Source organism: Sinorhizobium chiapasense (assembly GCF_036488675.1).
Taxonomy (GTDB): domain Bacteria; phylum Pseudomonadota; class Alphaproteobacteria; order Rhizobiales; family Rhizobiaceae; genus Sinorhizobium; species Sinorhizobium chiapasense.
The window spans coordinates 1,740,274-1,759,279 of record NZ_CP133148.1; the positions used below are offsets into that span (position 1 = coordinate 1,740,274).

A 19,006-nucleotide genomic window follows, 5' to 3' on the forward strand; every position below is an offset into this window, starting at 1 on the left:
CAATAGCATCCCATGGAAAAAAGCAGGGTCGGTGATGTTGCGCGGGAGTTGACGGTCGGCGAGGTCGCAGAACGCAGCGGTCTAGCGGTGTCGACACTCCATTTTTACGAAACCAAGGGGTTGATCAGAAGCAACCGCAGCCGCGGCAACCAGCGGCGCTATCCGCGTGCAGTGCTCAGGCGCGTAGCCGTCATCAAGGTCGCTCAGCGTACCGGCATTCCGCTGGCCGAAATCCAGTCGGCGCTTTCCGTTTTGCCACATGATCGGCCGTTAACGGTCGAGGACTGGGCCAAACTCTCCATGACGTGGCGACACCAGCTGGACGAGCGCATCGCAAAGCTGACGGCGCTGCGCGACCATCTGACGGGGTGCATCGGCTGCGGCTGTCTTTCGATGCGCGAGTGTCCCTTGCGCAATCCATACGACGTGCTCGGCGGCGAAGGAGCCGGTCCGCGTCTGATCGACCCGATGGATAGGACGGATTAACGCTCTACCGGCCTCATGCGGCCCAGCGCCACCATGCTTGCCAGCGTGCCAAAGGAGCAGAGAAGCGCGATCGACAAAGCCCACCAATTCCCAGCCGCGCCGAGAATGAATGAAAAGAAAGGCGGAGCGGCCGCGAAGGCGAGATTGAGAGGGAGACCCAGGCGCGCCACCACGGAAGCGTATTGCCCTGACGTGAAGAATACGAGCGGCATCGTTGCCCGACTGACCGACATGGCGCCGCTCGAAAGGCCGTAGAGCACGAGAAACAGGATGATCGACCACTCGGCTCCATTACCGAAAATCAATGCCAGCAGCGCGAGCGGCATGATTGTTGCCGCGACCAGGCCGGTCGTCAGGCCGTTCCAGCGGTTACCGCCCAGAAAGTCAAAAAGCCGCGCGGACAATTGGATGAAGCCGATTGCCGAACCGAAACCGACGGCGAGATAATCCGGCACTGCGAAGCTACGGAAAAGGTCGATCACCACCAGTTGGAAGCCCCAGGTGACGAATCCGTTCAGCGCGACGGCGGTGGTGATCAGCGCTGTGACGAGGTGGTTGCGACTTGTGTCGTGCGGGAACGAAGCTTCTGGCGATGGGCTCTTGGGCGCATGGACATGACCCACAGTTTTTGGCAGCCCAAAGAAATGCAAGGGCGCGCAGACAAGCAGCATCACCGCGCCATAAAGCGCGAAAGTGCCGCGCCAACCGAGCAAAGCTTCCAGATAGACGGTGGCCGGCCAGGCAAGGCTCGGCGCGAGTGCCATGGCGAGCATCTGCGCGCCGATCGCACGGCGGGCGCCCTCGCCCGCTATTTCGTTCAGGAAGACATGGGCGGAGGTCGTCAGGGTCGCGGCACCTGCCATTCCAAGGACGGTCCAGGCGGCAAAATAGGAAAACGGCTCCTGCGCTGCTGCAAGCAGCCAGAGACTGGGCGCAGCGAAGAGCGAACCGAGCGCCAACACCAGCCGGGCACCATGACGCGCATAGAATGAGCCGAGCGGCGGCGAACACAACGCCATCGCCACCAGCATGACGGTTGGACCGAGATAGACGCTCGATGGGTTGAGGCCGAGATCGTCGGCCATGTCTGCTGCCGTCACCGAAACCGCCATGAACATGGCGCCCCAGGCAGTGATCTGCGTTGCGGACAGAATAGCGACCGAGCGGAAGACAAGCATGAAACACGATGCCGGGAGGGAGGACGGAATGGCTTGGAGAGTGCCGCCTGTCCTTATAGCGCAGAGGTTGCGCTCTGGCGACCATATTTCGGGACAAGTCGCTGGTTTTTGCGAGCGCTCTACGACCGGAGCGTGCAAAGGCAAAGAGGAAGATCAGTCGGCGCTCGGCAACCGGCGCATGGTGAACTCGATCTCATCGCCGTCGAGCTGGCGCCAGCTTTCCACCTCGGTCCAATAGGCCGCCTTGGGCCAGGTCTCGAACCACTCGCGCGCCTTGGCGCGCGCCGCGCTTCGCTCGAGCCGAAACGTCTCGCGCACGAAGAGCCTGTCGCTCCGCGTGGGTTTTTCCCGGCGGTGCCGGGCAATCTGACGCCGCAAGCCTTCAAGCGGCGGTGCCGCGGGTATCCTTGCCATGGGCCATACCTCTGTAACGAAGATAGGATGACTGCGACGCCATTGCCAGCCCTCGCCCCGCACTCGCCAAATCATTCCCATCTCGGGCTAAATCCTGCGGTAGACTGTCGATGGGGTCGCGTCGCCGTTGCCATCCGGGGAAAAATATGAACTGTGGCGAAACCACTCGAATCGGCGGCTTTTCCTGTGCGAGAAGCCGCGAATGGAAGCTGAACTCCCATGGAAAGACCGCAATTGCCGCAGGGCCTGCCTGCCGACATCGAAGAGAAAAAGGCCGAGGCAAAGGCCTGGTTCGAAAGTCTGCGCAACACGATTTGCGCGGCCTTCGAGGCGCTTGAGGACGACCTGGCCGGACCGCTCTCCGACCAGCCGGCGGGCCGGTTCGTCGGCAAGGATTGGCTGCGCGAGGGCGGATCCGGCGGCGGCGGCCGCATGTCGATGATGGAAGGTCGCGTCTTCGAAAAGGTCGGCGTCCACACATCGACCGTCTATGGTGAGTTTTCTCCCGAGTTTCGCGAGCAGATTCCCGGTGCCAGCGAGGATCCGCGTTTCTGGGCGTCCGGCATTTCGCTGATCGCCCATCCGGTCAATCCCAACGTCCCCGCCGTGCATATGAATACCCGCATGGTCGTAACGACCAGCCACTGGTTCGGCGGCGGCGCCGACCTCACGCCGGTTCTTGATCGCCGGCGTGTGATGACCGATCCAGATACGATGCTCTTCCACCGGGCGATGGAAATCACCTGCAGTCGCCACGCGGTCGCCGATCACGCGAAGTTCAAGGCATGGTGCGACGAGTATTTCTTCCTGAAACACAGGAACGAACCGCGTGGCACCGGCGGCATCTTCTACGACTGGCTGCATTCGCCCGATGAACTCGGCGGCTGGCAGGCGGATTTCGCCTTTACCCGCGATGTCGGAAAAGCCTTTGCACTCGTCTATCCGAAAATCGTCCGCGCGAACTTCAATACGCCGTGGACGGAAGCGGATCGCGACGAGCAGTTGGTCCGCCGTGGGCGCTATGTCGAATTCAATCTGCTCTACGACCGTGGTACGATTTTCGGCCTCAAGACCGGCGGAAACGTCGAATCGATCCTCTCCTCCCTGCCTCCGGTCGTGCGCTGGCCTTGACGCGAAGCCGCGTCGCGAGCGTCGAACAGGACCATGTGAACAAAATCCCGCGACCAGCGTTCTTCCCGCTAGAGCATCCCTCCATCAAGTGAAACCACTGAAAGCGGATAGGATGCTCTGGAATCAAAGTGCTACAGCGTCCTTTGCGAGCCTGATAAGGCGCGCTGCGCTGTGGAGAGAAGGACCGGCGCATGATTTTCAAGAAACGAACGTTCTTCGGCGACGACCCGGAGAGACAACCGGCCGAGCACCCCGCTGAACTCGAACGCCGCGTCGCGCACTTTCTTGCGGTCTCGCCGGGGCTCGACGCGATTGATGTCACGGTCACCTGCAGGGGCAACACGGTCGTGCTTGGCGGAACGGTGGCGACCAGGGAGGAAGTCGCGCGCGCGGAGGAAGCGGCAGCGGCGGTCGAGGGCGTTGCCGAAGTGGTCAACCACATCGAGATTTCGAAAGTCGGAACGGGCTGAGCGTCTTACCAACCGAGCTCAGCTTGTGAGGGGCGAAGAACCGAAATTCGGAGCTCATATCGAGCCGAGGGTCCAGCCGACGATCTCCGCGGCGACCTGGGCAAAAGCCGCATCGAGGGCGGCGACGAAGGCGGAGCTGTTCGCGCTTCGCGCGGGCGCAGCCGCACGGAAGGCCCTCTGCGTCCGGACAGTGCCGTCTCGATCGTTGAGCAGCTTGGCGTAGATCTCGACGACCGCCGTGTCCGCCCCCTCTGTCGAGATTTCGAAGGAACGGATTTCGGTGATGAGCTGGTAATCGATCGCGAGGCCTTGCCCCGGCTTGCCGACACCTCCCACCTTCCCGGTATTATCGAAGGTCTGGACGAGCTTGTCCTGCACCATCCTCGGAAGCCGGTCGCCCCATTGCGCCCTGGCGAGAAATTGCAGTTCCGATCTGGACAGCCGGATTACGATCCGGTCGTTGTTGATAGTCTGGAGCGCGGTCGGCTCGGGCACGAGGATCTGTCTGTTGGTCGACGCCTGCCCTATAACAAGCGGCGCCGTTGCAAGACTGAACGTATCATTGACGGCCGCGCGCGTGCCGCAACCCGCGAGCGCCAGCGCCAAAGAGAATATTGCGGCAGACCGGGTCGCCCTCCCCCTACGCACAACTACCAGCCCCCGAAAATCCATACTGCCAATATCCCCATCCACTCAGGCGCAATTTCCAGCGTAGCCCGTTGGGTGCATGTCGCTTGCAACACTCGACCGACGCGAATCACCGCCGCGTGCGGCCATCATACTGCTTTACCGTTTCGCCCCCGAAAAGCAGTCTCTGCGGATTTCTATCGAAGTTTGAAATCGTGCTCTCCAGGCCCTGCACCGTGCGGCGCGTATCGGTGACCAGCGCCTCCACGTCGCGCAGCCCCGAATTGGAGAACCGTCTGAGGTTCTCCGTGATCGGACCGATCTGTGCATTGAGGCTGTCGGCAACCTTGCGGAATGCCTCGAGCGTCGAACGCGCCTCGGCGGAGAGCGACGGCGCGTCGGCATCGCCCAGGAAGCCATCGATTTTCACCAGAATGCCGTCGACCCGGTTCGACGCTGCGTTCAGCTTGTTCGACATCTGCGTGAAATCGGTAATCGTCTGGTCGATGTCTTCCTGCCGTGCGGAAATCTTCGCTGCAAAGTCCGATATCCGTGCGACAGTCTGGCGGGCGTCGGCGCTCGCGGCCGAGATGTCGTTGACGACCAGTTCGACCTTCTGGGTATCGACCGATGCGATCAGCGTATCGACGCGCTTCAGCGACTGCTGGGCGTTCCTGCCCACCTCCTGATAGGTTTCCACGGTCCGCCGGAAAGCAGAGATCGTCTCGGAAACGCCGCCGGAGGCGTTCTTGAGGTCATTGCTCACCTGCTCGACATTGCTGACGATGCGGTCGATTTTCTTCGGGTCCACCGATTTGATCAACGTGTCGGCGCCCGCAAGTGTCGAGTCGAGCTTCTGGGATGCGGCGCTGATCGTTGTCGAGAGCTCCCCGACGCTCTTCAGGAACTCGTCGATCGCACCGGAATTGTCGGCAAGCGCCTTGGAAAAGCGCTCGGCATTGCCGATCGTCGCGGTGAGCGGGCCGCGCACATCCGTGACGAAGCCCTGTATATCGCTGATGGCGCCGTTCGCGCGGTCGAGGATCTGGTCCGCGGTCGCCAACAGACTGGTAACGCTCGACTGATCGGCGAGGATGCGCGCCTGTGTTCCGTTTTCAAGAGCGGTTTTCAGGATGTTTTCGTCGCCCTTGTTGCCGCCACTGAGCTCGATATAGGCGGCACCGGTCAAGCCCTGCACCTCGAGCGTGGCCCTGGTGGATGTCAGTACGGGCGCGTCGGCGGAAACCTCGGTGACGGCAAGCGAAAAGCGCGGATCGTTCGCATCGATCGCGAGGTTGCGGACGGTGCCGACGTTGATGCCGTTGAATCGCACCGGCGAGCCCACTGAAAGGCCATTGGCCGAACCTGGGATATTGACGATGAGTTCGACCATCTGGCCGCTTCGCCCATACTGTGACATCCAGTAGACGAATCCGAATGCGGCCGCGATGACGAGCACGGTGAAGAAGCCGACAATGGCATAGTTCGCTTTGGTTTCCATTGGCTCCGACTACCTTCGCGACTTCTACAGCGCCGCGCGTCTTATCAGACGCGCAAAGGACGCTGTAGCACTTTGAATTGCTGCATGTTTTCGTCCTTAAATCGGCTACGATTTAAGGAAACATGCAGTAGAGCGCCGTGCGTTCAAGCCAACGCACAAAGGACGCTCTAGCACTTTGATTCTAGGCCATCTTATCCGCTTTCAGTGATTCCACTTGAAAGCGGGATGCTCTAGCCGCTCATTCACACTGCTTCGACAAGCGCGCTTGCCCGAAGCTTGTCACCATGCACGCTGCGAGCATCAGTCGTGCTCGCGAACGATCGACCTTGCCCGCTTGCCTCGGAAATAGGACTTCACCCATGGCTCTTCGCAGGCGAGCATGTCCTCGATCGTGCCGGAAACCAGAACGCGCTTCTTTCCAAGAACCGCAATCCGGTCGCAGACCGAGAACAGGCTGTCCAGATCGTGAGTCACCATATACACGGTCAATCCAAGCGTGTCGCGCAACTTGGCAATCAACTCGTCGAACTCCGCAGCGCCGATCGGATCGAGACCCGAGGTCGGCTCGTCGAGAAAGACGAGATCCGGATCGAGGGCGAGAGCGCGCGCAAGTGCCGCGCGCTTGATCATACCGCCTGACAGCTCCGATGGATACTTATCTGCGGCCTCCGGCGCGAGGCCTACCAATTCGACCTTGAGCCGCGCAAGCTCGTCCATCAGGTCCTGCGGCAGATCGAGATATTCGCGCATCGGCACCTGGATATTCTCCCGCACCGTTAGGGCGGAGAAGAGCGCGCCATGCTGGAAAAGAACGCCGAGCCGCATGTCGAGTGCCATGCGATCGGCCTCGCTCATCTTGTCGTATTCGGCTCCAAGGATCTCGATCGTGCCGGAACGCTTCGGCAAGAGCCTGAGCACCGTGCGCATCAGCACCGACTTGCCGGTACCGGACGCGCCAACGAAGCCCAGGATCTCGCCGCGCAGCACTTCGAGATTGAGCTTGTCGAGAACGATGTTGTCGCCGAAACCGACCGTAAGGTCGCGAACGGAAAGCACGGCTTCGCGCTGTTCCACCGCGTTGTCCGGTTGTTTTTCCATGACTGCCTGAACCATGTTCCGTCCGCCTCAGAAGTCGATTGCCGCATAGAACATGGCGAACAATCCGTCGATAAGGATGACGACGAAGATCGATTTGACGACCGACGACGTCACGCGACGTCCGAGTGACTCGGCGCTGCCGCCGACCTTGAGCCCCTCGACGGCAGCAACGACGCCGATGATCAGCGCCATGAACGGTGCCTTGATCATGCCCGCAGCTACCGACGAGAAGTCGACGGCTTCCTGCAGCCGCGAGAGGAATGTCGCGAACGTGATGCCCGAATAACTCCACGCCACAAGCGCCGCACCGGCTAGCGCCGCGAAGTTTGCGATGATCGTCAGGAGCGGCAGCGCGATCGTCAGCGCCACAAGGCGCGGAAAGACCAGAACGCCGACGGGGCTCAAGCCCATGACCTTCAGCGCATCCACTTCTTCGCGCATCTTCATCGAACCGATTTCGGCCGTGATCGCACTGCCGGAACGGCCGGCAATCATGATCGCGGTGAGCAGCACGCCGATTTCGCGCAACTGCAGAATACCGACGAGGTCGACGACGAAGATCTCGGCGCCGAACGACCTGAGTTGGAAAGCTCCTTGCTGCGCGATGATGGCGCCGATCAGAAACGACATCAGCGTAATGATTGGCACCGCCATGACGCCCATGCGGTCGATCTGATGCACGATCGCTGCGGGCGAAACCCCCGCATGACGCCCGAGCTTGAGTTGAGCACCGCGGACGGCCGAGCCCAGGATGAACATGGCCGCAACCGTATCCGTCCATATTGACACGACCACCTCGCCGAGCGGTGCAAACAATCGCTGGAAAAGTGGAGGTCGCGCGGTGTCGTGCTCGGGAGGGCGCAACTTCGCCGGCAGCGCCTGCACCAGTTCAACATAACGCTGGCCGCCGCTTGCGAAATGCACTTCCGCACCCGCCTCGCCGCCAATACCGTTCATGAAGCGGCGGATGATCCAGGCGCCCGCCGTATCCATCGCCGTGATCCCGGAAAAATCGAACTCAAACCGACCGCCCGAGGGGCGCCCAAGCTTCTTCAGCTTCGCGGCCATCGCCTCGGCTGTCTCATGTCGCCAGCTGCCGCTGAAGACGTAGCGTCGGCCTTCTGCTCCGGCGCTCTCCTCAAGCGTGACATCTGCAACGATCTGGGTTTGGGAACGCGTCACGTGATCCTGGTCTTCCCGGTTGGCTTTTCCATAATTCCTTAAACCAGATTCGATCTAAGGACCAAATCATGCAGAAATTCAAAGTCGTAAAGCGCGCTTTGTGCGGCTGAAAAGCTACACTGGTCAAATAAGTTCCCAAAAAAAGCAGAGCGGGTGATGGCGAAGATGTCGCCCATGGACCCGGCGGAGAAGATCCAATGCCACTTTCGCTTATCGCAACCGTCCAACACTTTCCGATCGCCGGTGTCTTCACGATTTCCCGCGGTTCGAAGACGACGGCGAGCGTCGTCACCTGCCAAATCAGCGACGGCGAGGTGACCGGCTGGGGAGAATGCGTACCCTATGCCCGCTATGGCGAATCGCTCGAATCTGTCCTGGCTGCCATCGAGGTTGCGCGTTCGTCGATCGAGGCCGGCTTGACGCGCATGGATCTCCAGCAGGCGATGCCGTCTGGCGCCGCTCGCAACGCGGTCGACTGCGCCCTTTGGGACCTTGAGGCGAAGCAAAGCGGCAAGCGCGTCCATGCACTGGCCGGCATCGCCACTCCCGGCCCGTTGACCACCGCCTACACGCTCTCCCTCGGCGAGCCGGAGGAGATGATGAAGCAGGCACATAAATATTCCCATCGCGCGCTGTTGAAGGTGAAGGTCGGTACTGCCGACGATACATCGCGCATTCGCGCTGTCCGCCAGGGCGCGCCGGAAAGTCGGATCATCCTCGACGCGAATGAGGGCTGGACGGAGGACAATCTCGCCGTCCACTTCGCCACCTGCGCGGAAAATCGTATCTCTCTCATCGAGCAGCCGTTGCCGGCCGGCCGCGACCACGCGCTTGCTTCTATCGCGCACCCGGTTCCGGTCTGCGCCGATGAAAGCGTGCACGGAACAGACGATCTCAAGGGATTGGCTGGATGCTACGATGCGGTCAACATCAAGCTCGACAAGACCGGCGGGCTGACTGAGGCGCTTCGCATGCGCGCCGCAGCCGAGGCGCTCGGGCTCAAGATCATGGTCGGCTGCATGGTCGGTAGTTCGCTCGCCATGGCGCCGGCGATGCTCGTCGCCCAGGGGGCCGATTTTGTCGATCTCGACGGCCCGCTCCTGCTCGCGGAAGACCGCGAGCCGGGCCTGCGCTACGAAGCCTCTCTCGTCTTTCCGCCCGAGGCCAGCCTCTGGGGCTGAAGATACCAGCCGGCAAAGGCGAAACAGCAGCCGGTGAAGGCGACGGCCGACATCGAATAGAAGCCGTCGACGCCGAACCAGGCGTAGAAATAGCCCGAAAGGAACGTGAATATCGCCGTGAAAAAGCCGGTGTAGAAGAAGTAGAGGCCCTGCGCCGAAGCCTCCTGCTCTTCGGCTACCCTCTCCACCAGCTTGTGCTGCATGCCCGTATGCATGATCGCATAGGTGAAGGCGTGGAAACACTGCAGGACGAAATAGCCGGAGAAGCCGAGTTCCATAGGGAAGATCAGCCAGCGCACGACGGCAAGTCCGCAGCCGGAGAAGATCATCGTCCATACGCTGAAGCGCCGGATGATGGCCTTGGCGAAAAAGAACATCAGCACTTCGGCTGCCACGCCGGCGCTCCAGAGAGCCCCTATCTGCGTGCCGCTGAAGCCAATGTGCTGCCAGTAGATCGCCGAGAAGGCGAAGAGCATGGCGTGGCTGCTGTTGACCAGTGTGACGCCGATCAACAGCAACTGCAGGTCAGGCTGGCGCAGCGATTTCGGCGGCGGTTCGGTCAGCGCCGTGATCGGCGAAGGACGGCGCGGCCGGCCGACGCGCGGCGCCAAAAGAGCGATTAGGATCATCAGTCCGAAGCCAACGGCCATCGCCGGCAAGACCATGGGGCCGCCAAATCTGCCGATCATCCAGCCGCCCAGCATGGTCGCACCGATAAAGGCGACCGATCCCCAGACGCGCATATGCGCATAATCGAAGCCCCAGCGCCTCACGCCGGACAGCGCGATTGCCTCCACGATCGGCACATAGGGCGAATAGACCGCCGATTGCAGCGCGTAGATGAGGAGAACCGGCCAGAAGCTGTGCGCGTAGAAAAGAATGAAGGCCGTCGCAAGAGACAGAACTGCCGACCAGATGAGCACGATCACCCGCTCGCCGATCCGATCCGCAAGCACGCCGGCGAGCGGCGCGGTTATGACGCGAATGAACATCGGAACGGCGAGAACGACGCCGATCTCGAAATCGCTCATGGACAGCGTGCTGAGCCAGACGGGAAAATACGGCATGGCAAAGCCGTTGACGATCAACGGCGCGCAAAAGAGCAGCGCTATGCGGAGCGCGAAACGACGCGGCGGAGGCCCCACATTCGAGGGCGCGGATGAGGGAATCATGGAGTGACCTGATGGCTGTAGGCCATCCTCTAGCACAACCGCGCCGCGGCGCACCATAAGCTAGTTTTCGCCACAGGTGGCTCTCTGGAAACGGCGAGGAAAAAGGTACGAAACCGTCTTGCGCCGAGTTGCGCTACTGCATGTTTCCTTAGTCGGAGCCGATTTGAGGACAAAGAACATGCAGCGATCCAAGTGCTGCAGCGACCTTTGCGCGTCTGATCAAGACGCGCGGCGCTTTAGGAATCAGGCTGCCTGCGGCGCGAGGATATGCGCCAGCATCTTTTCAGCCTCATCCGAGCTTTCCACCTCGATCATGCCGCCACGCATCCGGTGCCAGGTGATAAGCTCCATCCGGCCATCGTGATGCTCGGCGATTGCCGTGCAGCTTTCGACCCAATCGCCGGTGTTGATGTAGCGGACATCGCCGATGTCCTCGATCACCGCGTGGTGAATATGGCCGCAGATGACACCCTGCGCGTCGTGACGGCGCGCCTCATCGGCGACGACCTTCTGGAACTCGCCGATGAAGTTCACCGCATGCTTGACCTGCAGCTTTGCCCAGGAGGAGAACGACCAATAGGGCATGCCGAGACGGCGGCGGATCGCCGCCAGCCCGATATTGATGGCGATCGCCATGTCGTAGGTCCAGTCGCCGAGATAGGCGAGCACGCGTGCATTGCGCACCACGACGTCGAATTCGTCGCCATGCAGGACGAGATAGTTGCGCCCGTCTGCGCCTTTGTGCATGTGGCGCTGCGCCACCTCTATGCCCCCGAAATGCACGCCCGGAAAATCCCGCATGAACTCGTCGTGATTGCCGGGAATGTAGATGATGCGAGAGCCTTTGCGGGCCTTGCGCAGCAGCTTTTGGACCACGTCGTTGCAGGGCTGCGGCCAATACCAGCTGCGCTTCAGCCGCCAGCCGTCGACGATATCTCCGACGAGGATGATGGTTTCGGCCTCGTGATGGCGCAGGAAGTCGAGCAGGTAGTCGGTCTTCGCCGCCTTTGAGCCGAGATGGACGTCGGAGATGAAGAGCGTCCGCAGTTTTCGAACCGAGTTCTGTTGGGATACCGATGCCGCGGTCATGCGAGCCTCGTCTTGGTTGATCCTTTTGATCACCGTCAAAACCAGACTCGTGTTTCAGGAAGATGACACGGCATACGCATGCGACAAATCGGGCGTCGGAAATGAGCCAGAGCATAACTATACGCCGCCCGCAATTCATGCCAAAAGGCCTCGACCACGAACAAGGAATGCAAGCATGAATACGGGCGACAAAGTGAAATCCCAATCGGTTCCGGCAAGCGGAGACATCGATCAGCAGGCACTTTTCTTTCATCGCTACCCGCGCCCGGGCAAGCTTGAGATCCAGCCGACCAAGCCGCTCGGCAACCAGCGCGATCTCGCGCTCGCCTATTCGCCGGGCGTCGCCGCGCCCTGTCTCGCCATCAGGGACAATCCGGAATCAGCAGCCGACTTCACGGCCCGCGCCAACCTGGTCGCGGTAATCTCCAACGGCTCGGCCGTTCTCGGCCTCGGCAACATCGGCCCGCTCGCCTCCAAGCCGGTCATGGAAGGCAAGGCCGTGCTCTTCAAGAAATTCGCCGGCATCGACGTCTTCGACATCGAGATCGACGCGCCGACTGTCGATCGCATGGTCGATGTCGTCTCAGCATTGGAGCCGACCTTCGGCGGCATTAATCTCGAGGACATCAAGGCGCCGGAATGCTTCGATGTGGAGCGGCGCCTGCGCGAGAAGATGGAGATACCGGTCTTCCACGACGACCAGCACGGGACCGCGATCATCGTAGCCGCCGCCGTTCTGAACGGCCTCGAACTTGCGGGCAAGGATATTGCCGAGGCGAAGATCGTCGCATCCGGCGCTGGCGCGGCCGCCCTCGCCTGCCTAAACCTTCTCGTTACGCTCGGTGCAAAGCGCGAAAACATCTGGGTCCACGATATCGAGGGTCTGGTCTACAAGGGTCGTGAAGCGCTGATGGACCAGTGGAAGTCCGTCTATGCGCAGGACAGCGACAAGCGCGTGCTTGCCGACAGCATCGGCGGCGCCGATGTCTTCCTCGGGCTTTCGGCCGCGGGCGTGCTCAAGCCCGAACTGCTTGCCCAGATGGCCGAGAAGCCGCTGATCATGGCGCTCGCCAACCCCACTCCCGAGATCATGCCGGAGGTTGCCCGCGCGGCGCGCCCCGACGCCATGATCTGCACTGGACGATCCGATTTCCCGAACCAGGTCAACAACGTTCTCTGCTTCCCGCACATCTTCCGTGGCGCGCTGGATTGCGGCGCACGCACGATCAACGAAGAAATGAAGATGGCGGCGGTGCGGGCAATTGCCGGACTTGCGCGCGAGGAGCCGTCGGATGTCGCCGCCCGCGCCTACTCGGGCGAAACGCCGGTCTTCGGGCCCGACTACCTCATCCCCTCGCCGTTCGACCAGCGGCTGATCCTCCGCATCGCTCCGGCCGTGGCGAAGGCGGCGGCCGAAAGTGGCGTCGCGAACCGTCCCATTCAGGATTTCGACGCCTATCTCGATAAGCTGAACCGCTTCGTCTTCCGTTCTGGCTTCATCATGAAGCCGGTCTTCGCGGCAGCCAAGAACGCCGCAAAGAATCGCGTCATCTTTGCTGAAGGAGAAGACGAACGGGTGCTGCGCGCCGCTCAGGTGCTGCTGGAGGAAGGCACCGCCAATCCCATCCTGATCGGCCGCCCTCAGATCATCGAGACGCGTCTGCGGCGCTATGGTCTCCGGATCCGCCCGGATGTGGATTTCGAGGTCGTGAATCCTGAAGGCGACCCGCGCTACCGCGACTACGTCGACGACTATTTCGCGCTCGTCGGCCGCCGCGGCGTCATTCCTGAAGCGGCGCGTACCATCGTGCGCACGAACACGACGGTGATCGGCGCTCTTGCGGTCAAGCGCGGCGAAGCGGATGCGCTGATCTGCGGCGTCGAAGGACGCTACAGCAAGCACCTGCGCGATGTTTCGCAGATCATCGGCAAGCGTGCAGGCGTTCTCGATTTCTCGGCGCTGAGCCTGCTCATCTCGCAGCGCGGTGCGACCTTCTTCACCGACACCTATGTGAGCTACAATCCGAGCGCCGAGGAGATTGCGCAGACGACCGTGATGGCGGCCGGAGAAATCCGCCGCTTCGGCATCACGCCGCGTGCGGCACTCGTGTCGCATTCGAATTTCGGTTCGCGCGACTCCGAAAGCGCTTCGAAAATGCGCGCGGCGCTGCAACTCGTGCGTGACCTTGCCCCCGACCTCGAAGTCGACGGTGAAATGCACGGCGACTCGGCGATCTCCGAAATCCTGCGTCAGCGTGTGATGCCGGACAGCGCCCTGAACGGCGAAGCCAACCTGCTGGTATTCCCCAATCTGGATGCAGCCAACATTACGCTCGGTGTGGTCAAGACCATGACGGACAGCCTCCATGTCGGGCCGATCCTTCTGGGCTCCGCCCTGCCCGCACACATTCTTTCGCCGTCGGTCACATCGCGCGGCGTTGTCAACATGGCTGCTCTTGCCGTCGTGGAGGCAAGCCATCCGGTGTAACGGATTGACACATGTCGGGCCGCCGACCCGCAGGGCCCGACGTTTACCCCGATCAAAATTCAACCATGAATTTAGAAAGGGCAATAGTTTGCAGCGTTTACGAAATATTGCACTAGACAAAGCATGCCCCCATTACCATGCTTATCTAGGGGCAAGACTCGGTGTTGGGCATGACGGATCAACAGGCTGTCCTCGATCTATTGGACATTGTGGAGTACGGGGGCTGCGCTGAACCCGAGCAATTCTTCGCGTTGATGCGCCGCACTTTCAAGATCGCACATCTGCTATACCTGGAAGCGGAGCCCCTTGCCGACGGCCTGAAGGTCTGCCGTTTGCACCATACGTTCGGCGCCTATGCAGCCGAGATCTATCGCGCGAGAGCTCTCCACCGCATCGACCCCATCCTGCGGCTTGCGCTCGGTGGCGTGAGACCTGTCGAGTGGACGACCGCCCGCCGACGCTTTCCGGAGTGCGAACCGCTCTTTCATGCAGCGGAGGAGATCGGGCTTTCGACAGAAGGCGTTGCGCTGCCGCTGCCGTCACCTGCCGGACGCATGGCGCTTCTCGCCATCAACGCCAACATGTCGCCTGCGGAATGGTCCATCTACCGGCGTTGCCATTTGCGCGACTTCCAGCTGGCCGCCAATCTCTTCCACGCATCGATGTTGGAACATGCGGCCACGGCCGGCGCGATCGATGAGCGCGACATGAGGCTGACAGGCCGCGAAACCGAGGTGCTGACCTGGTCGGCGGCCGGCAAGAGTTACTGGGAAATCGCCACGATCCTCGGCATTTCCGAGCGCACGGTCCGCTTCTTCATGACCAATGCGCGCCGCAAGTTGAATGTCGTCTCCAATACGCAAGCCGTGGCGCAGGCGGTTCGTCACGCTCTGATCCCCACCATCTGACGGGTCAAATTAACCATTACCGTCGCCCCTCCGACAAAAGCCCCGCAAATTTAGTAGGAAAAAATCGGCTTTTGAACTGTCACTACCGACAGTTACATCTGTCATTTGAGCCTGACAGCATCGCCCCATATCGCGCAATAACGATGGAGCGAAAGATGATCAGGATTGTGAACGGTAACGCTCGCGGACGGCACCCGCAGGCCATCGACGAAATGTTCCGGCTGCGCAAGCGCGTGTTCCACGACTTCCTGAAGTGGGACGTGAAGACGGACGGCGAGTGGGAAATCGACCACTACGACAAGGCGAACCCGCTCTATGTAATGTCGTACTCGCCGGATACCGGAAAATTACGCGGATCGCTGCGGCTCCTGCCGACCCTCGGACCGAACATGCTGGACGATACGTTTCCGATCCTGCTCGGCGACAACCCTGAGATCCGCAGCGCCTCCGTCTGGGAATCGAGCCGGTTCTGCATCGATCCGGACATTTCGCAGGATCGCGCATCGAACCAGGTAACGGTCGCGGCCGCGGAACTCATGTGTGGTGTGGGTGAACTGGGCCTTGCCTCGGGCATCAGCCACATCGTCACGGTTACCGACGTCTTCCTGGAAAGAATGTTCCGTCGGATGGGTTGCCCCGGGGAACGCATCGCCGACCCGCACCGCATCGGCTCCGTCTACGCCGTGGCAGTGGCGTGGGAAGTGACGCGGGAACTGCTCGAAACGATGAAGCAGGTCGCCGCGATCGAGGGCACCGTGCTCGAGCGCCCGATGTCGCTCGAAACAGCACGGGCCGCCTGATCGGCTTCGCCGGACCGCTGTTGCGGTCCGGCTTCTTCTCTCTTGCTGCGGTTGGCTTGTTAACGCAAACTCTCCCTTGACGTTGCGCTGTTATGACAGCGTCTTATGATATGGGAAACAGGAGTTGGCGGCGCGGATATCCTTGAATGACGTTCGCGCGCGATTGCAGGAAGAGACGAGAGCCAGTGTCCCGGAGTGTCGTATCCTGGAACTTGAAACATGCGGCGGTCGCCCTGCTTCCGATGCTGTTGGCGATGCCTGACGTGGCGTCGGCCTCGACCGTTTGCGAACGTCTGAATGCACGCCTGACTGACCTTTCCGCGGTCGTGAGCCCGACCGCCAATCTGCGCGATTTCACGGGCGCCGTCTCCCGCCAGAACATCGAGCTCCGCCGGGCCAAGAACGAGCGACGCCGGATGGAATGCAGCACCGGCAGCGTCGTCGTCATTGGTGGCGACAACGACGATGCATGCGCGGCGCTCGATGAGACCATCGCCAGCATGGAGGTCAACCTTCAAAGGCTCAAGGCGCATCGCCGCTCGTTGATATCGGGCGACACCGGCGGCACCCGTCGGCGCATTCTCGCGGCGCTGGAATTGAACGGCTGCCATGACGAGGCCAGCGACGCTCCGGATCCAATCGAGGAGCAGGACGAGTTCGCCAGCGCGGCAGTCGACGAACCCGAGATCCATCGCAACATCCTCAGGGATCTTCCGCCGGATGGCGAGGATTATCCGCTGCTGAGTGACGACAGCGACATGCAGGATTTTCCGCTGCTTCACGAGGAACCGATTGGCAGCCTTAGGACAATGTGCGTGCGCACCTGCGACGGGGCCTTTTTCCCGATCTCGTCAAATGCGACGCCATCCGACTTTGCCCGTGATGCCGAGCTTTGCGAGGCACGCTGCCCTGGTGCGCAGACGGAACTCTATTACCATGTCCTCGAGACGGAAGAGACCGACCAGATGGTTTCCGCCTCGACCGGAAGGCCTTATACCGAGCTGCCAACGGCATTTGCCTACCGGGCGCGTGGCGTCGGTGCGCCTGGGGTCTGCGGCTGCCGGATTCCGAATGGAGCGGCTACACAAAATGCCGACAAGGCGACGGCCGGGAGCGAGCCGTCTGTCATCATGATCAATGGCGACCGGCAGCCGGCTGCGGAATCAGCGCAAGCAAAGCCCGTGCGGGAGAGGCCCTACGACCCGGCGAACAGTAAGGTCCGTGTCGTGGGCCCAACATTCCTGCCGCAAGAGAAAAGCGCGATTGATCTGAAGAATCCGCTCGGTCCGGGTTACCAGCCGATCCAGGGCAATTGACCGGTGCCGCGGCGACTCGACCGACCAATCCGCCACCCCATGCTCTCAAAGCGGTTCAGATATTGCGTTTATCGTATTGAATTCAGGGTCTGTTCGGTTTTGGTGTGCCCCACGCTTCCTCGAAGACAAGGTCCTCGAGCGGCAGGCGCTGACGCCATCCTTTAACCGCGAGTTCCGGCTGCTGATAGAGCCGGTCGACAAATCCGAGGCAAAGCCACGCTATGATTTCGATGTGGTTAGGTATGCCAAGGATCGACTTGATCTCCGGCTCGTGGAAAATACTGACCCAGCCGACGCCGACACCTTCCGCGCGCGCGGCGAGCCACAAGTTCTGAACCGCGCACACGGTCGAATAGACGTCCATCTGCGGATTGTGCGTCCGTCCGAGCACCACCGCTCCACCGCGCGTGCGATCGCAGGTGACGCAAATGCTGAGCGGTGCCTTGCGAATGCCTTCAAGTTTCAGCGAGCGGTATTGCGCCTGTCTCTCGCCGGAAAACATCAGCGCGGCTTCCTTGTTGGCGCGCACGAACGCCTTCCAGACCTGCTCTCGCGTCTCCTTCTGGCGGACGAGCACGAAATTCCAAGGCTGCATGAAACCGACCGACGGCGCCTGGTGGGCGGCACCAAGCAGACGGGCAATGAGTTCGTCCGGCAGCGGATCGGGAAGGAATTCGTCGCGTACGTCGCGGCGTGTTTCAATGGCGCGGTAGACGGCGGCACGCTCGTCCGGCGAAAAGGCTCCGGCCGCCGTCAGGCAGCCGCTCAGGTCAGGCAGCATCGTTCGATCCCCAACAATGCACAACCTCCCGCCGTCCGCGCGGGGCCGGTCTATCTTGCCAGGCCGGTCTTCTGACTCTGGATCATCCAGCCGCGCCGCCTTCCCAAATCACTTCAAGATTCAGTGGCAATATCCTGAGAAAAATTCAGGACCTATCTTCGCGCGACCGTCCCCATCACAGCGTTGGGCACGTTCCGGGCTTGCACCGGATTCCCGATTCTCCCGCCGTGGCGGGCACCTGACGACCGCATATGGGCACAGCCGCCGGCGAAAGGCAAGCCGAGCCGAACGGCTCGCCTTACCCGGGGACCTCGCGCCGCATGTCGAGTTTGCGTCAGAGCGGCGCCGCCGGATGGGGAGAGCCGTCGTAGGCGCCCCAGATCGATTGGTCGAAGCAGATCACCGAACCGGTCATCAGGCCGGATTCCGCCGAGGAGAGATAGGCGCAGGCACGCGCGACCTCGACCGGATCGACAAGGCGGCCGAAAGGCTGGTTCGCTGCAACCTTCTCCAGCCAGTCCGAGGGTGCGTCATGGAATTCGCGCTGGATGCGATCCTCTCCCTCCGATGCCATCCAGCCGATGTTAAGGCCGTTGACACGGATGCGGTTGCGCAGAAGCGCGTAGGCCGTGTTCTTGGTCAGGGTCTCCAGCGCGCCTTTCGACGCACAATAAGCGGCGATGAAGGGCTGGCCCGCCTTGGCCGACATCGACCCGATATTGACGATTGTGCCCTCGATCTTCTCGCGCCGCATCACCTTCACCGTTTCCTGCATGAGGAAGAAGGGCGCGCGGACGTTGACCGCAAACATGCGGTCGAAGAGTTCCGGCTTGGTGTCGAGGATCGTGCCACGGTCGGTAATGGCAGCGGCATTGACCAATGCGTCCACCCGACCGAACTCCCTGTCGCAAGCCGCGACAACCTCGCGGGCATCCTCGACCCGCTCGAGATCGGCCGCCACGTAGACCACCTTGGTACCGGTCGTCTTGCTGATCTCGGCTGCTTTTGCCGTTCCTTTGGGAGCATTGCGCCCGCAGATGACGATACCGGTTGCACCGCGCTCGGCAAAAAGCGCGGCGATCGTCGCACCGAGCCCTTGCGTGCCGCCGGTAACGATCGCAATCTTGCCGTCGAGACGGCCATAATCCGTGCTCATGAATCTCCTCCTAGGACTGTTGCGTTTC

Annotated in this window: 18 protein-coding genes and 1 riboswitch; of the genes, 8 read left to right on the forward strand and 10 right to left on the reverse strand. The window is 61.4% G+C overall.

Annotation, left to right across the window (positions count from 1 at the left end; all coding sequences use genetic code 11):
- Window positions 1-12: 12 nt before the first annotated feature.
- Window positions 13-486 carry a redox-sensitive transcriptional activator SoxR gene (gene soxR, locus RB548_RS08340; protein WP_331374463.1) on the forward strand — a complete coding sequence of 158 codons (474 nt, stop codon included), beginning with the start codon at window positions 13-15 and terminating at the stop codon, window positions 484-486.
- Here the strand turns inward: soxR and RB548_RS08345 are convergent.
- Window positions 483-1,664, reverse strand: coding sequence for an MFS transporter (locus RB548_RS08345; RefSeq protein WP_331374464.1), 1,182 nt, complete (start codon window positions 1,662-1,664; stop codon window positions 483-485). The genes soxR and RB548_RS08345 overlap by 4 nt on opposite strands.
- Window positions 1,665-1,817: 153 nt before the next feature.
- On the reverse strand, window positions 1,818-2,078 hold the full coding sequence (locus tag RB548_RS08350) for a hypothetical protein (RefSeq protein ID WP_331374465.1): 261 nt from the start codon (window positions 2,076-2,078) through the stop codon (window positions 1,818-1,820).
- 219 nt (window positions 2,079-2,297) lie between these two features.
- Between RB548_RS08350 and hemF the strand changes: the two genes are divergently transcribed.
- Together hemF and RB548_RS08360 are read left to right on the forward strand one after the other, a co-directional pair.
- Window positions 2,298-3,209 carry an oxygen-dependent coproporphyrinogen oxidase gene (hemF, locus tag RB548_RS08355; protein ID WP_331374466.1) on the forward strand — a complete coding sequence of 304 codons (912 nt, stop codon included), beginning with the start codon at window positions 2,298-2,300 and terminating at the stop codon, window positions 3,207-3,209.
- Window positions 3,210-3,400: 191 nt separating this feature from the next.
- Complete coding sequence (locus RB548_RS08360; protein WP_331374467.1) at window positions 3,401-3,679, forward strand: BON domain-containing protein; 279 nt, start codon at window positions 3,401-3,403, stop codon at window positions 3,677-3,679.
- Window positions 3,680-3,733: 54 nt separating this feature from the next.
- Here RB548_RS08360 and RB548_RS08365 read toward each other — a convergent pair whose 3' ends face one another.
- The 4 genes from RB548_RS08365 to RB548_RS08380 form a co-directional block, all read right to left on the reverse strand.
- Window positions 3,734-4,351 carry an ABC-type transport auxiliary lipoprotein family protein gene (locus RB548_RS08365; protein ID WP_331374468.1) on the reverse strand — a complete coding sequence of 206 codons (618 nt, stop codon included), beginning with the start codon at window positions 4,349-4,351 and terminating at the stop codon, window positions 3,734-3,736.
- Between the two features lie 85 nt (window positions 4,352-4,436).
- Complete coding sequence (locus RB548_RS08370) at window positions 4,437-5,807, reverse strand: MlaD family protein (RefSeq protein WP_331374469.1); 1,371 nt, start codon at window positions 5,805-5,807, stop codon at window positions 4,437-4,439.
- 300 nt (window positions 5,808-6,107) lie between these two features.
- Window positions 6,108-6,920, reverse strand: coding sequence for an ABC transporter ATP-binding protein (locus RB548_RS08375; RefSeq protein WP_331374470.1), 813 nt, complete (start codon window positions 6,918-6,920; stop codon window positions 6,108-6,110).
- Between the two features lie 12 nt (window positions 6,921-6,932).
- Window positions 6,933-8,087 (reverse strand): ABC transporter permease, encoded by a 1,155-nt coding sequence (locus tag RB548_RS08380; protein WP_331374471.1) that lies wholly within the window; start codon window positions 8,085-8,087, stop codon window positions 6,933-6,935.
- A 197-nt stretch (window positions 8,088-8,284) separates the two neighbouring features.
- Here RB548_RS08380 and dgcA point away from each other — a divergent pair, with 197 nt between their 5' ends.
- Window positions 8,285-9,268, forward strand: coding sequence for an N-acetyl-D-Glu racemase DgcA (gene dgcA / locus RB548_RS08385; RefSeq protein WP_331374472.1), 984 nt, complete (start codon window positions 8,285-8,287; stop codon window positions 9,266-9,268).
- Here dgcA and RB548_RS08390 read toward each other — a convergent pair.
- Together RB548_RS08390 and RB548_RS08395 are read right to left on the reverse strand one after the other, a co-directional pair.
- On the reverse strand, window positions 9,220-10,440 hold the full coding sequence (locus RB548_RS08390; RefSeq protein WP_331374473.1) for an MFS transporter: 1,221 nt from the start codon (window positions 10,438-10,440) through the stop codon (window positions 9,220-9,222). The genes dgcA and RB548_RS08390 overlap by 49 nt on opposite strands.
- Window positions 10,441-10,683: 243 nt before the next feature.
- The gene (locus RB548_RS08395; protein ID WP_331374474.1) at window positions 10,684-11,529 is read right to left on the reverse strand and encodes a UDP-2,3-diacylglucosamine diphosphatase; all 846 of its coding nucleotides are present in this window, start codon (window positions 11,527-11,529) and stop codon (window positions 10,684-10,686) included.
- A 175-nt stretch (window positions 11,530-11,704) separates the two neighbouring features.
- On the opposite strand from RB548_RS08395, the gene RB548_RS08400 reads away from it, so the two are divergent.
- The 4 genes from RB548_RS08400 (at window position 11,705) to RB548_RS08415 (ending at window position 17,041) form a co-directional block, all read left to right on the forward strand.
- On the forward strand, window positions 11,705-14,017 hold the full coding sequence (locus RB548_RS08400) for an NADP-dependent malic enzyme (RefSeq protein ID WP_331374475.1): 2,313 nt from the start codon (window positions 11,705-11,707) through the stop codon (window positions 14,015-14,017).
- A gap of 170 nt (window positions 14,018-14,187) precedes the next feature.
- Window positions 14,188-14,925, forward strand: coding sequence for a helix-turn-helix transcriptional regulator (locus RB548_RS08405; protein WP_331374476.1), 738 nt, complete (start codon window positions 14,188-14,190; stop codon window positions 14,923-14,925).
- Between the two features lie 155 nt (window positions 14,926-15,080).
- Complete coding sequence (locus RB548_RS08410; protein WP_331374477.1) at window positions 15,081-15,725, forward strand: acyl-homoserine-lactone synthase; 645 nt, start codon at window positions 15,081-15,083, stop codon at window positions 15,723-15,725.
- A gap of 146 nt (window positions 15,726-15,871) precedes the next feature.
- Window positions 15,872-17,041: a DUF2865 domain-containing protein gene (locus RB548_RS08415; RefSeq protein ID WP_408642404.1), complete on the forward strand. Its 1,170-nt coding sequence runs from the start codon at window positions 15,872-15,874 to the stop codon at window positions 17,039-17,041.
- An 82-nt stretch (window positions 17,042-17,123) separates the two neighbouring features.
- On the opposite strand, the gene bluB is transcribed toward RB548_RS08415, so the two are convergent.
- Complete coding sequence (gene bluB, locus RB548_RS08420) at window positions 17,124-17,822, reverse strand: 5,6-dimethylbenzimidazole synthase (protein WP_331374478.1); 699 nt, start codon at window positions 17,820-17,822, stop codon at window positions 17,124-17,126.
- Window positions 17,823-17,866: 44 nt separating this feature from the next.
- Window positions 17,867-18,079, reverse strand: a riboswitch (cobalamin riboswitch).
- Between the two features lie 77 nt (window positions 18,080-18,156).
- Entirely contained in the window at window positions 18,157-18,978 is an 822-nt protein-coding gene (locus tag RB548_RS08425) for an SDR family oxidoreductase (RefSeq protein ID WP_331374479.1), read from the reverse strand.
- Between the last annotated feature and the right edge of the window lie 28 nt (window positions 18,979-19,006).

What these genes read in the sequence shown, in the direction of transcription:
- soxR (WP_331374463.1), top strand. Translation starts at nt 13, where the DNA reads ATGGAAAAAAGCAGGGTCGGTGATGTTGCGCGGGAGTTGACGGTCGGC.
- RB548_RS08345 (WP_331374464.1), bottom strand. Translation starts at nt 1,664, where the DNA reads ATGCTTGTCTTCCGCTCGGTCGCTATTCTGTCCGCAACGCAGATCACT.
- RB548_RS08350 (WP_331374465.1), bottom strand. Translation starts at nt 2,078, where the DNA reads ATGGCAAGGATACCCGCGGCACCGCCGCTTGAAGGCTTGCGGCGTCAG.
- hemF (WP_331374466.1), top strand. Translation starts at nt 2,298, where the DNA reads ATGGAAAGACCGCAATTGCCGCAGGGCCTGCCTGCCGACATCGAAGAG.
- RB548_RS08360 (WP_331374467.1), top strand. Translation starts at nt 3,401, where the DNA reads ATGATTTTCAAGAAACGAACGTTCTTCGGCGACGACCCGGAGAGACAA.
- RB548_RS08365 (WP_331374468.1), bottom strand. Translation starts at nt 4,351, where the DNA reads ATGGATTTTCGGGGGCTGGTAGTTGTGCGTAGGGGGAGGGCGACCCGG.
- RB548_RS08370 (WP_331374469.1), bottom strand. Translation starts at nt 5,807, where the DNA reads ATGGAAACCAAAGCGAACTATGCCATTGTCGGCTTCTTCACCGTGCTC.
- RB548_RS08375 (WP_331374470.1), bottom strand. Translation starts at nt 6,920, where the DNA reads ATGGTTCAGGCAGTCATGGAAAAACAACCGGACAACGCGGTGGAACAG.
- dgcA (WP_331374472.1), top strand. Translation starts at nt 8,285, where the DNA reads ATGCCACTTTCGCTTATCGCAACCGTCCAACACTTTCCGATCGCCGGT.
- RB548_RS08390 (WP_331374473.1), bottom strand. Translation starts at nt 10,440, where the DNA reads ATGATTCCCTCATCCGCGCCCTCGAATGTGGGGCCTCCGCCGCGTCGT.
- RB548_RS08395 (WP_331374474.1), bottom strand. Translation starts at nt 11,529, where the DNA reads ATGACCGCGGCATCGGTATCCCAACAGAACTCGGTTCGAAAACTGCGG.
- RB548_RS08400 (WP_331374475.1), top strand. Translation starts at nt 11,705, where the DNA reads ATGAATACGGGCGACAAAGTGAAATCCCAATCGGTTCCGGCAAGCGGA.
- RB548_RS08405 (WP_331374476.1), top strand. Translation starts at nt 14,188, where the DNA reads ATGACGGATCAACAGGCTGTCCTCGATCTATTGGACATTGTGGAGTAC.
- RB548_RS08410 (WP_331374477.1), top strand. Translation starts at nt 15,081, where the DNA reads ATGATCAGGATTGTGAACGGTAACGCTCGCGGACGGCACCCGCAGGCC.
- RB548_RS08415 (WP_408642404.1), top strand. Translation starts at nt 15,872, where the DNA reads ATGACGTTCGCGCGCGATTGCAGGAAGAGACGAGAGCCAGTGTCCCGG.
- bluB (WP_331374478.1), bottom strand. Translation starts at nt 17,822, where the DNA reads ATGCTGCCTGACCTGAGCGGCTGCCTGACGGCGGCCGGAGCCTTTTCG.
- RB548_RS08425 (WP_331374479.1), bottom strand. Translation starts at nt 18,978, where the DNA reads ATGAGCACGGATTATGGCCGTCTCGACGGCAAGATTGCGATCGTTACC.